At 75.9% G+C, this 12,408-nt stretch carries 9 protein-coding genes; 6 read left to right on the top strand and 3 right to left on the bottom strand.

All coding sequences use genetic code 11. The features are described 5' to 3' along the window. Nucleotides 1-162: 162 nt before the first annotated feature. Nucleotides 163-972 (top strand): hypothetical protein, encoded by an 810-nt coding sequence (locus ACIQTO_RS25890; RefSeq protein WP_402392426.1) that lies wholly within the window; start codon nucleotides 163-165, stop codon nucleotides 970-972. 46 nt (nucleotides 973-1,018) lie between these two features. After that, entirely contained in the window at nucleotides 1,019-1,321 is a 303-nt protein-coding gene (locus ACIQTO_RS25885; RefSeq protein ID WP_360634883.1) for a WXG100 family type VII secretion target, read from the top strand. 51 nt (nucleotides 1,322-1,372) lie between these two features. Here ACIQTO_RS25885 and ACIQTO_RS25880 read toward each other — a convergent pair whose 3' ends face one another. From ACIQTO_RS25880 to ACIQTO_RS25870, 3 genes are all read right to left on the bottom strand, one after another. Continuing rightward, nucleotides 1,373-5,935, bottom strand: a complete 4,563-nt coding sequence (locus tag ACIQTO_RS25880) for an FtsK/SpoIIIE domain-containing protein (protein WP_402392423.1) — start codon at nucleotides 5,933-5,935, stop codon at nucleotides 1,373-1,375. Between the two features lie 82 nt (nucleotides 5,936-6,017). Then, nucleotides 6,018-7,589 carry a hypothetical protein gene (locus ACIQTO_RS25875; RefSeq protein WP_402392420.1) on the bottom strand — a complete coding sequence of 524 codons (1,572 nt, stop codon included), beginning with the start codon at nucleotides 7,587-7,589 and terminating at the stop codon, nucleotides 6,018-6,020. A gap of 14 nt (nucleotides 7,590-7,603) precedes the next feature. After that, a complete protein-coding gene (locus ACIQTO_RS25870) occupies nucleotides 7,604-8,215 on the bottom strand; it encodes a sigma-70 family RNA polymerase sigma factor (RefSeq protein WP_402392417.1) in 612 nt (203 codons plus the stop codon). A gap of 280 nt (nucleotides 8,216-8,495) precedes the next feature. Between ACIQTO_RS25870 and ACIQTO_RS25865 the strand changes: the two genes are divergently transcribed. From ACIQTO_RS25865 to ACIQTO_RS25850, 4 genes are all read left to right on the top strand, one after another. Beyond that, nucleotides 8,496-9,482, top strand: a complete 987-nt coding sequence (locus ACIQTO_RS25865) for a ricin-type beta-trefoil lectin domain protein (protein ID WP_402392415.1) — start codon at nucleotides 8,496-8,498, stop codon at nucleotides 9,480-9,482. 109 nt (nucleotides 9,483-9,591) lie between these two features. Further along, on the top strand, nucleotides 9,592-10,158 hold the full coding sequence (locus ACIQTO_RS25860) for a TetR/AcrR family transcriptional regulator (protein WP_402392412.1): 567 nt from the start codon (nucleotides 9,592-9,594) through the stop codon (nucleotides 10,156-10,158). 280 nt (nucleotides 10,159-10,438) lie between these two features. Continuing rightward, nucleotides 10,439-10,888 carry an SRPBCC family protein gene (locus ACIQTO_RS25855; protein WP_402392409.1) on the top strand — a complete coding sequence of 150 codons (450 nt, stop codon included), beginning with the start codon at nucleotides 10,439-10,441 and terminating at the stop codon, nucleotides 10,886-10,888. 157 nt (nucleotides 10,889-11,045) lie between these two features. Further along, complete coding sequence (locus ACIQTO_RS25850; protein ID WP_402392407.1) at nucleotides 11,046-12,401, top strand: carotenoid oxygenase family protein; 1,356 nt, start codon at nucleotides 11,046-11,048, stop codon at nucleotides 12,399-12,401. The last annotated feature ends 7 nt before the right edge of the window (nucleotides 12,402-12,408 follow it).

Here is a 12,408-nt window from a genome sequence, read left to right as displayed (position 1 = left end):
TTCACCACGGCCCGCGGCGGCTCGACGACGACTCGACGCGGCTGGACGGCGGCTCACCGCGGTGCCCCGGGCCGCGCCGGCGGGGCGTGGTGAACCGGGGCCGGGTCTCGGACGTGGTCCGGGCGCAGCAGCACGGTGTACCGACCCGACCGGAGGGACCCCTTGCCCGACTTCTCGATGGACTACGGGATCCTCCACGAGGCCCGCAAGGACCTGCACAGCCTCGCGGACCGGATCTCGCCGACGCTGCACGACAGCCTCTTCTCCCAGTACGGCTCCGGGAAGCTCGGCGACGCCCAGGCCGTGTTCGGGGACCCGAACGTCACCAACGGCTTCCGCAGCCTCTACCGGCTCTCCAAGGACCCGATGAACCGGGCCGTGGACCACCTCAAGCAGCTGGGCGACGTCTTCGGCGCGGTCGCCGACGGCTACTTCGACGTGGACGCGCAGGTCGCCGACGGCCTCGGGGTGATGGGCACCAACATGGGCCTGGACGCCTGGCGCAACGACAAGGCGGCCTGGGACTACCGCAACGCCCACGCCGACCAGTGCACCCCCGGCCCGGACGGGACGGTCCCGGAGTTCTGCAAGGCCACCGACCCCGGCGCACCGCCCGTCGACCAGACCATCGACACCGCCAACGGCTCGGTGCACACCCACCTCACGCTGGACGGCGACAACAACGTGATCAAGGAGGAGACGACCGTCACCCACGACGGCCAGACCTACACCTCGACCACCAGCTACACCGACCACGGCCGCTCCTTCACCACCGACACCGTGTACGCGGACGGCACCAAGAACCACGCCGAGACGCACCTGCAGGAGGACGGCAGCGGCGACATGACCGTCACCGACAACGACGGCGTGAAGACCGAGTACCACCGCGGCGGACCGGGCCAGGAGTGGCAGCAGACCGGCGGCGGCCCACCGGAGCAGGACCCGAACTACGACCCCCCGACGATGTACTGACCCGGCCCCCGGCCACGGTCACCCACCACCCTTCGAGAGGACGACCATGCCCAACATCTCCCTGGACTTCGAGAAGATCGAGGCCACCTCGGGCCGGCTGGACTCGGCCAGCGACAACATCGTGCCGATGCTGAACGACCTGAAGAACGACGTGAACGGCCTGCTCGGCGACGGCATGGTGTTCCAGCAGTCCAGCCCCGCGATGCAGGAGGCGTACGACAAGTTCAACACCAGCCTGCTGGCCGCGATGGACGGCATCAAGGGCTTCGCCAAGCAGTTCCGGCAGATCAAGGACCAGATGCACCAGATGGACCAGGACATGGCCGCCAGCCTGCGCGAGAGCAAGTGACACCAGCACCGTACGGGGGCCGGGACACCCGTCCCGGCCCCCGCCGCGTGCTCAGCCCTCGGCGCGCAGCACCGTCAGCGGCACCTGCACGGCCATCGGCTCCCCGGCCCGGCCGGTGGTCCAGCCCCGGCCGACCGACGGGGTGGTGCGGATGAGGTGCACCGGCAGCCGGACGCCGATCATGTCCCCCTCCTGCAGGCTCTTGGGCGCCAGCAGCAGCCCCCGGCGGGCCCGCTTGGCGGCCGTCACCCAGCTGCCCATCGCGACCTGCAGGGCGTCGGCCGGGCCGGCGTAGAGCAGTCCGAGGCCGCGGTCGCGACCGAACGCGGCGATGTCCTTGAGGATGCGGTCGCAGGCCGGCATCGCCAGCAGGTCGGCGTCGTCGACCACCACCACCCTGGGCCCGTCGAGCCCGTCGAGGGCGGCCTGGACGTCCTGCGGCGAAGGGTCCGGCTCGGTGAGCACCCGCGCCCGGGCGTGCCGGGCCAGCGCCCGCAGCGGCGAGTGCCGCGGGGTCAGCACCACCAGCGAGGTGCCGCCGGCCAGCAGGGACACCGCCAGCGAGGCGAGGACCGTGCTGCGGCCCGATCCGGGCGGGCCGAGCACCGCGAACACCGCCGAAGCGCCCGCGAAGTCCACCCCCACCGGGCCCGCGTCGTCACCACCCAGCCCGAGCAGGCCCCACATCGGGCGGCGCAGCTCGGGCCCGACCGTCTCGAAGGCCTCGGCGAAGTCGACCGACCGGGGCAGCGCGGCGACCGGGAACGGCCGCCGGGCGGCGGGCACCCTGGCGTCCCGGCGGGCGGTCTCGACACCGATCGCGGCCAGCGCACGGGCCTGCTCCTGGCCACCCGCGCCGGGGGCGAGCAGCGCGACCTGGGTCTCGGTGCCGCTCAGCACGTGCCAGCCGCGCCCGGCCGGCACCGCGCCGGGCACCTTGCTCGGCGAGAGGCCGACCAGCTGGTAGTCGTTGCGGTCACCCTGGCGCAGCAGCAGCTTGTGGTCGTTGTGCGCGGCCAGCCGGCCGCCGAGCAGGGAGCGCTCCGAGCTGGCGACCACGTGGATCCCCACCGCCGCGCCCTCGCGCAGCAGCCGGGTGACGACGTCCGCGAGCCGCCCGTTGTCGTGGTCGTCGAGCAGGCCCGCCAGCGCGTCCCAGCCGTCGATCAGCAGCAGGATGTGCGCGGGTCGCTCCGCCGCGGGCAGCACGGCGCGCAGCTCGTTCAGACCGGCCGCGTTCTTCTCGCTGCAGAGTTCCTGACGCTTCGTCAGTTCGGCGGTGAGCCGGTGCAGCAGGCGCTCCAGCCGCTCCAGGTCGTGCCGGGAGACGACCGCGCCGCAGTGCGGCAGCGCGGTGAGCGCGGCCAGGCCCCCGCCGGCGGCGTCGATGCCGTAGAGGTGCACGTCGGCCGAGGAGGCGGTGCGGGCGGCCGAACCGGCCAGGGTGCGCAGCACCTGCGTCCGGCCGGAGCGGGGCGCGCCGACCACGTAGAGGTGCCCGAAGGTGGCCAGGTCGGCGGTGGCGACCCGGCGCTCCTGCAACTGCGGCACGTCCTCCAGGGCGTAGGGGATCGGCGGGATGCCGCGGCCGTGGTACTCGGGCAGCAGCGCCACCAGCTCGTCGAGCCGGACCTCCTCCGCCAGGGCGGGCAGCCACGGGCTGGGCTGCGGCACGAAGTCGTCCAGCCCGGCCGCGGCCTCGCGCAGGGCGTCCACCAGGGCCTGCAGGTCGGTGGGGGCCGGCGCGGCGGGCGCGCCGGGGTCGACGTCCGCCGCCGGCAGCGCGACCGGGCGGCCGAGTCCGGTCCAGGAGAGTTCGACGGCGCGCACCGCGCCGCCCGCGCGGCGCGGCGGCGCGGCGGGCCCCCGGGCGTCCGCCCCGGGCCGGGCGGCGCCCGCCCAGGCGGCCTGGAACGGCACGGTCGAGCGGTGTCCGAGGCGCACCAGCGCCCGCCCGGGGGCGGAGGCGGGGATGTGCACGGCCTCGGAGGTGTCGATGATGTCCTGGCTCTCGGTCGAGTCGGTGACCCGCAGCGCGATCCGCAGGTTGGTGTTGGCGCGGATGTCGCTGGTGACGGCGCCGGAGGGGCGCTGGGTGGCGAGCACCAGGTGGATGCCGAGCGAGCGGCCGCGCTGGGCGATCCCGATCAGCCCGGGGACGAAGTCCGGCACCTCCCGGACCAAGGTGGCGAACTCGTCGATCACCAGCAGCAGTCGGGGCAGCGGCGGCAGCGCGGGATCGGCGAGCCGCTTGGAGCGGTACTCGGGGTGGTCCTTGGCCGCGACGTCCGCCAGCAGCCGCTCGCGGCGGCGCAGTTCGGCGCCCAGCGAGGCCAGCGCGCGCTCCACCAGGTGGGCGTCGAGGTCGGTCACCATGCCGAGGGTGTGCGGGAGTTCGGCGCACTCGCGGAAGGCCGAGCCGCCCTTGTAGTCGACCAGGACGAAGGTCAGCTCGTCCGGCCGGTTGGCGGCCGCCAGCGAGGCGACGAAGGACTGGAGCAGCTCGGACTTGCCGGAGCCGGTGGTGCCGGCGACCAGGGCGTGCGGGCCGTCACGGACCAGATCCAGGGAGAGCGGCCCGTCGTAGCCGGTGCCGAGCAGGAAGGCGGTGGACGCGGGCCGGCGGCGCCAGCGGGCCAGCAGCTGCGCCGGGTCCGGCGGTTCGATCCGCAGCAGGTCCAGCAGCCTGACCTGCTGCGGGAGCCCGGCGTCGTGCTCGGGGCTGACGTCCCGCACCGGCGCCAGGGCCCGGGCGACCTGCTCGCACCAGTCGGCGTCGACCAGGTCCGCGCGGACGTCGGTCAGGTCGGGCGCCCCGGTGCGGCGGACCGTCAGCCGGTGCCCGGCGGCCAGCACCACGGTGCTGCACTCCTCGGGCAGCAGCCGCTCCTGGGTGTCCAGGCAGATGCTGAACACCCGCACCCGGGGGCCGTCGGTGAGCACCTGCACCATCCCGGGCACCTCGCGCAGCTGCCGGGCGCCGTCGGCGATCACCAGCACGTCCGGCTCGTTGAACATCGCCTTGCCCATGGACGAGCCGAGCACCCGCTGCCGGGCCTGGATCTGGGCCACCAGTTCGGAGATCCGGTTCGCGGTCGACTCGGGGTCGTTGCCGACGGACACCAGCGGGCCGCCCCGGGCCGCCGGGCGCAGGTGCGGCAGCCAGCGCACCCAGGCCCAGCCGTCCGCGCGGGACCGGTCGGAGAGGACCACCACGCGCAGGTCGCGCGGACTGTGCAGGACGGCGGACTGGGCCACCAGCCAGCGCGCGAGCGCCTGGACGGGCTCCTCCGAGCCCGCCACGCCGACCACGCCGTGCTCGGCGACCTCGACACCGATCGGCACGTCGGGGATGTTCCAGCGCACCGCCCGGTGGTTCTCGTCGCGAGCGGGGTCGTCCAGCTCCTTCACGGACGGCTGGTCCACCGTGCCGAGCCGCAGCACCAGGTGGTCGGGGTCGCGGCGGCGCCGCTCCCAGAGCCGGCTGCCGGGGCCGACGGCGGTGAGCCCGACCGTCGCCGGGTCCGGCCCGGCCAGGCCGCGCACCTCCCGCTCGCGGTCGGCCGCCACCCGGATCTCCCGCTCCAGCGTCCGGCGACGGGCCCGGTAGCGGGCCTCGTCCTGCTCGTGCTGCCGGCGGTTGCTGCGCCTGCCGCCGATCCAGTTGGCAAGCGCCATCACCGGGCTGAACAGGATGAACACCAGGTAGAAGTACGAATGGAAGACCGCGACCATCACCATGCCGAGCACCACCGGCGCCAGCATCATCAGCAGCGGGAACGGGCGCCGCGCGGGTGTGGTGGGAGGCAGCGGCAGCCGGAGCCGCTCGGCGTCCAGGTGCGGGGCGATCCGCGGCGGGCGGTTGTAGTCCACGCCGACGCCGTCCGCGGAGGGCACCACGGCGGCGTCCGGCTCGACGGGCTCGACGAGGCGCAGCAGCGCCGCGCCGACCGCGAGGTCACCGCCGAGCGGCCAGGCGGTGACGACCCCGTGCCGCGGGGCGGCTGCGGCGGCGGGTTCGCCGCCGGGGGCCGGCGGCGGGCCCGGGACGCAGCCGCGGACCTCGCCCGGGGCGCCCCCGGTCCGGTGCCAGGAGGCGGAGCCGTCCTGGCCGACGGTCAGCCAGAGGCCGCCGGCCGGGACGTCGGCGCCGCGCAGCCGGACGGCGCAGGCCCGGTCCGAGCCGATCTCGTGGCTGCCCGGCCCCAGCCGCCAGGTCCGCCCGGCGCCGGGCCCGGAGACCAGGTGGAGTTCCAGGTGCGCCGGGCCGTCGGACGGCCCGTCCACCGGGGGGATCCTGATCCGGTCCGGGGCCGCGACGGGCGCGCCGAGCCCGAGGACGGCGCCCTCGACCACCCCGGACTCCGCGACCAGGGTCTCCGGGTCCAGCGGGCGGGCGCCCAGGTGGAGTCCGCGTGGCGGGGCCGTGCCCTCCCCCGCCAGGAACGCCTCCACCCCACCGGCCCGGCCGGCCTCCTGGCGGGGGTCCGGCGCCCCGGGCGGGTCGCGGTCCACCGCGGCGGCCAGCTCGCCGACGGTCGCGTACGGTGCCAGGTCCAGCACGTGGTCGCGGCGGCGGTCGGCGCCGTCGACGAGGGTGACGGTGAGCTTCACCGGGTGTTCTCCAGGGGGGTCGGGTCGGCGGCGGGGCGGCTAGCGGGAATGGGCTGAGCAGCGGTGACGGAGCGAACCCCGGTCACTCCGCGACGGCGGCGGAGACGCCGGGCCCGTACCCGGCCAGGTCCGGCTCGGCCAGGTCGTCCTCCTCCGGCGGCGCGCCCGGGGGCTGGGCCGCCGGTGCCCGGACCGGGCCGAAGGCCCCTTCGTCCGGTCCGGCCACCGGGCTCAGCCGGCCGAGCCGGCTCCGGACGCCCGAGACCACCGGGTCGGCGACCGGCCCGTCCGGGGCCGGGGTGGCGGCCGCCGGGGCGGCCCCGTCCGTCCCGGGCGCGCGACGGGCGAAGCGCTGCCGCCCGGCCGGCACCGGATCGCTCCGGTCCGGGGCGGGGGCCACCGGACCGACCCGGAACGGGGCCGGCTCCGCGGCCGCCGGGTCGACGGACGCGGGTGCGGGTGCCGGGGGCTCGGGGGCGACGGGTTCGGGCGCCGGTGCGGTCGGCGTGGGCTTCGGGCCGACCGGCGCCGGTGCGGTCACGGTCGGCACGGGCTCGCCGGTCGCCGTCGTGCCGGTCGCGGTCGTGCCGGTCGCCGTCGTCGGGGTGGGCCCGGTCAGGTCCGGCTCGACCAGGTCGGTGTCGTCCGCCGGCGCGGCGTCGAACGCGGGATGGGGCGGCAGACCGCGCAGGATCCGTGCGGTCGCCCTGGCCAGCGCCACCGCGTCGACCCGCAACCCGCTGCCCCGGATCCGCAGCCCGTCCCGGTCGGCGGTCAGCAGCCTCGCGCTGCCCCGGGACCCGCCGAGCGTCAGGACCCGGACCCCGGCCGCCGGCCGCTCCTCGTCCACGACCGTGGCGCAGACCGCGAAGGCCGGGTGCCCGCCGGCCGCCGCCCGCTCGGCCGCCAGCAGGGCGGCGGCCGGCTCGGGGCCCGGGTGGTGCGGGTGGACACCGTCCGCGACGGTGACCGCGCCGACCGGCAGCCGGGTGTCCAACTGGGCCGCCACGGCCTGCAGCACCGCCCTGGCCAGGCCCCGCTCGCCGCCGAACTCCGTGACGGCGGGCCCGTCGGCGAGGTCGAGCAGAACAGCGTGCCGCCCGTCGGTGCCCAGCAGGGCCAGCAGGGGCGCGGGTCGCCCGCCCCCGACCGGGGTCGCGGTCACGTCCTCCCGGGCGATCCACCAGAGCCGCGGGTCGGCGTCGTCCACGACCCAGGGCTCCGGCGGCCGCGGCGGCGCGCCGGGCCCGCAGGCCACCAGCACCCCCACCAGGGCCGGGCCGAGCAGCGCCCCGTAGGGCCGGACGCCCGGCACCACCCCGGCGCCCAGCACCGCCCGCTCCGCGTCGGCCCAGCCCTCCCGGGAGCCCAGCAGCCGGAGCATCAGCCGCAGGCCGCGGCGGAAGCGCAGCTGGGCCCGGACGGGCGCGGCGAACCCGGCGGCCGTCGCGGCGGCCTCGCGGCGCAGCCGGCGACGGGCCGCCCGCCACCCGCCGCCGCGCCGGACGGCGAGGTGGGCGAGAACGGCGAGCAGGAGGAGCAGACCGCCCAGGCCGATCAGCCCGGGCACGCCCCGGGGTACCGCGAGAGCGAGGGAGGCGGCGTTCGCGGCGGGCTCGGCGGACTCGGCGGTCACCGTGGTCAGGGCAGTCATAGCGGTCACAGCGGTCACGAGGCGACTCCCCGGGCGAGGACGCCCCGGTCCGTGAGGTGCCGGCGCAGCGCCTGCACCCCGTAGTGCGTACGGGACTTCAGCGTCCCGCCGGGTATCCCCAGGGCGCGGGCCGCGTCGACTCCGGCCTGGCCGAAGAGGTGGACGTGCACGACGGCCTCCTGATGGATCCGGTCGAGGGAGCGGAGCGACTCGACCAGCACCTGCCGGTCCAGCACCTGCGCCGTCGGGTCGGCGACCGGGTCGGCGGCGGGGAAGCCCTCGGCCGCGATGCCGACCGGGACGGCGCGGTCCTTGCGCCAGTCGTCGATGACCAGGCGGCGCGCGACCCGGAACAGCCAGAGACGGATCGGCCGGTCCTGCCAGTCAAGGGTGTCGGCCGCCTGCCACGCGCGCAGCAGGGCCTCCTGGACGATGTCCTCCACGTGGTGCGGGTCCTGGCGGATCAAGCTCGTGACGAACCGGTGGAGGCTCTCGCGTTCGGCCAGCAGCAGTTCGGCCCGGCGGTCGGAACAGTGGGGGGCCGGCGGCACCGTCCGACGTTCGGCGGACAGGGGTTCGGACCCGCCGTCGGCTCGCCGGTGGACCGTCGAGGCGCTGTACTCCATGACACTGCTCTTCTCTTCCCTGGTCGCACGGCGAGCGGCAGCGGCGGAGCACCCCCTGTCATGTGCGTGACGCACAGCCCCGGCCGGTGGTCACGCTAGTCGTGCCAATCGGCCACCGACCCATCACGGAGTGAACAGAAGTTCACGCAATTGTGCCCAACCGCACGTGTTGTCCGCAGGGTTGACCAAGCATCATCTCCCGGGCGGGAGAAGTTCACATCGCTGTGGTGTTGCCCGTGGAGCCTTCCGTCCGCCGTCGCACACCCTCTGGAGGCCCCCGGTGTCCCCGTCCGACCCGCCGTCGACGCAGCCGCAGTCCGCCGACCGTTTCGCCGACACCTTCGCGCGCCGCACCCCCTCACCATCCCGGGGGCTGCTGCCGGGCGCGCGGGTCTGGGGCACGACCGCCGCGACCGCCGCACTGGTGGGGGCCGTCGCGTTCGGCACGGCTCAGCTGCCGGGCCACACCCCGCCCCGGGCACCCGTGGAGGCCGGCCGCGCACTGGTCACCGATGCCGCCTCGACCACCCCCTCCGGTCTGGACCCGGCCGCCCCGGCGGCCACCACCCCGGCCCCGGCCGACCTCACCCCCACCACTCCCCCGCCGGCGGAGCCCGCTCCCGAACCGGCCGCGACCGTCACCGTCCAGGCGGCGGTGCCCGAGCCGGGGGCCGTGCCACCGGCCCCGGCCGCGCCCGCGCCCGCCCCGACGGTGTACCGGACCACGGTGGCCAGCGCGCCGCCGGCCGCCGCCAAGCCCGCTCCCCCGGCACAGCCGGCGCCCGCCACCCAGGCGCCGGCCGCCCCCGCGCCGGCCCCGGCCGCACCCGCCCCGGCCGCGCCCTCCGCCGCCCCGCCCGCGCCCGTGGCCGCACCACCGGCGGTCGGCCGGCCGATCGCCGGCCGGGCCTCCGGGCGGTGCATCGGCGCGACGGCCCGCAACGTCACGGACGGGGCCCGGCTGGAGCTCCAGGACTGCACCGGCGGCGCCTGGCAGACCTGGGACTTCCGCCCCGACGGCACGGTCCGCGCCCAGGGCCTCTGCATGGATGTCGCCTGGGCGTCGGTGGCCAACGGCGCGGCGATCCAGGTGGCCAACTGCAACAACGGCCCGGCCCAGCAGTTCGTCCTCTCCGGCGCCGGGGACCTGGTGAACCCGCAGGCCGACAAGTGTGTGGACGCCAAGGACCTGGGCACCGGGGCCGGCACCCAGCTGCAGCTCTGGAACTGCGCCGGCACCACCAACCAGAAGTGGTACGTGCGCTGATCCACCCGCCCGGCCCCGCCCGTCCGATCCCGCCTGCCCGACCCGTGCGGGCGGGCGGGACGGCACCGGGAGGATTGACGCCCACCAGTGTGAGTGATTCACTACTCACATGACGAACGAACGACCCCGCCGACTGTCCACGGCGGACGAGCGCCGCGAGACGGTGCTGAGCACCGCCATCGGAGCCTTCGCCTCGCGGGGGTACTTCGGCACCACCACCACCGAGGTCGGCAAGGCCGCCGGCATCTCGCAGGCCTACGTCTACCGGCTCTTCCCCAACAAGGAGTCCCTGTTCGTCGCGGTCGTCGAGCACTGCTTCACCCGGGTCCGGGCGAGCCTGGAGCACGGCGCCGCAGCGGCGGACAGCAGCGCGCCCGAGGCGGTACTCGCCGCCATGGGGGACGCCTACGCCAAGCTGATCAGCGACAACGACCTGATGCTCGTCCAGCTGCACGCCCAGGCCGCAGCGGTCTCCGAGCCCGCGATCCGCGCCGCCGTCCGGGCCGGCTACGCCCGGCTGGTGGAGTACGTGCGGGGCGCCTCCGGAGGCGAGGAGCGCCAGATCCAGGAGTTCTTCGCCACCGGCACGCTCTGCCACCTCCTGGTATCGATGGGCGCCGACGAGGTCGACGCGCCCTGGACCCGCACCCTGACGGCGGGGATCACCCACTACTGAGCGCCCCGCGCGCCACCGGCACACCGGGCCCGCCCGGGCGGCCGGACGCACCGGGTGCGGACGAGGGCACCACCGGGCGTGGCGCCGACGGACCACCCCTGACGATCCGCCACCCACGACCCGCCCCACCCCCGCGCCTTGCGCGCGACCGACGCCCCGCCGTCCTTGCGGCCGTCAAAGTGAGTGGTCAACCACACATAGCAGTTCCGGTGCGACGACCGGGCCGCAGGCCCGCCGCACCTCCCCCTACGCCCGACGTACTCCCCGAAGGAGACCCGCCTTGACCGAGCACACCGTCACCATCGACGAGAACGCCCCCGCCGTCGTCCGTCTCACCACCACCATCGACGCCCCGCTCGACGTCGTCTGGGCCCTGCACACCGCCATCGACTCCTGGGCCGCCTGGAACCCGGACATCGACCGGGCCCGGCTGGACGGCCCGCTCGCCACCGGCGCCTCCTTCCAGTGGCTGACCCACGGCCTCGACATCACCTCGACCGTCCGCGAACTGGTGCCCGGCCGCCGGATCGTCTGGGGCGGCCCGGCCGCCGGCATCGACGGCGTACACCTCTGGACCTTCCGGGAGGCCGACGGCGTGGTCACCGTCCACACCGAGGAGTCCTGGGGCGGCGCACCGGTCGAGGCTCAGCCCGTCGAGCTGACGGCGGCACTCCGCGCCTCGCTGGAGAGCTGGCTGGGCCACCTCAAGGCCGAGGCCGAGCGCCGGTAGCCGGGCGACTGCCGGCCGCCCTTCGCCCTCTGCCCTCTGCCCTCCGCCCTCCGCCGCGAGTCGCACCCGACCGCGACCGGATCGTCCGGAGCGGCCCGGCCGCGCCACCGCCACCGCTCCCACCGCCGCCCCGCGTTCACCGGAAGAGGTTCCCGCCATGACCGCCGCCCAGCCGTACCTGACCGGCCACTACACCCCCGTCGCCGACGAGATCACCGCCACCGGCCTCACCGTCGAGGGCCGGCTGCCCCCCGAACTGACCGGCCGCCTGATCCGCAACAGCCACAACCCCAAGCCCGGCATCACCCCCACCCACTGGTTCAAGGGCAGCGGCATGGTCCACGGCATCCGCCTGCGCGACGGCCGCGCCGAGTGGTACCGCAACCGCTGGGTCCACACCCCCGCCCTCGACGGCGCCCCCTACCTCACCGACCACGGCCCCGACCTCACCGCCTCCACCGCCGGCACCCACGTCATCGAACACGCCGGACGCCTGCTCGCCCTGTGCGAGGCCAACCTCCCCTTCGAACTCACCCGCGACCTGGAGACCGTGGGTGCCTACGACTTCGGCGGCAAGCTGCGCACCGCCATGACCGCGCACCCCAAGGTGGACCCGGTGACGGGCGAACTCCACTTCTTCGCCTCCTCACCCTTCCCGCCCTACCTGATCCACCACGTCTCCTCCCCCGACGGCACCGTCCTGGAGAGCCAGGAGGTCCCCGGGGCGAGCGCCGCCCTCAAGCACGACTTCGCCGTCACCGCGCACTACGTCGTCTTCCTGGAGGGCTCCGTCACCTTCGACCCCGCCGAGCACTCCGGCATCCCGTACTGCTGGCACGACGCCCAGACCTCCCGCATCGGCATCATGCCGCGCGGCGCCGGGGGCGCCGCCGGGGTCCGCTGGTACGAGATCGGCCAGGGCTACACCATGCACCTCGCCAACGCCTACGAGGACGCCCGGGGCCGCGTCGTGATCGAGGGCCCGGCCGTCGGCCGGGTGGGCTGGCAGCGCTCCTGGAACTGGTGGGTCGGCGCCCCCGACCGCGGCGCGGAGCCCAACTCCGGCTCCCGCTCCCGGCGCTGGACCGTCGACCTGGGCACCGGCACCGTCCGCGAGGAACAGACCGACGACCTCACCGTCGAGTTCCCGACCATCAACGAGGACTACCTCGGCCGCGAGCACCGCTACCAGTACGCGCTCGCGTTCCCCGACGACCTCGGGATCGGCAGCCACACCCTGGTCAGGTACGACCGGGCCACCGGCGGCCGCCGGCTCCGGCCGTTCGGCACCGGCCGGCTGCCGAGCGAGGCCGTGTTCGTCCCGGCCGAAGGCGCCACCGAGGAGGACGCCGGCTACCTGCTCACCGTCGTCGGCGACCTCACCACCGACAGCTCCGAGCTGCTCGTCCTGGACGCCTCCGAGCTCTCCGCCCCGCCGATCGCCACCGTCCGACTGCCGCGCCGGGTCCCGGCCATGATCCACGGCTCGTGGATCCCCGACAGCGCGCTCTGACCAGCGG

The sequence above is a fragment of the Kitasatospora sp. NPDC091207 genome (genome assembly GCF_044768625.1).
Taxonomy (GTDB): Bacteria; Actinomycetota; Actinomycetes; order Streptomycetales; family Streptomycetaceae; genus Kitasatospora.
Note: the sequence above shows the minus strand (reverse complement) of the source record. Positions and strands in the feature narration are given on the sequence as shown.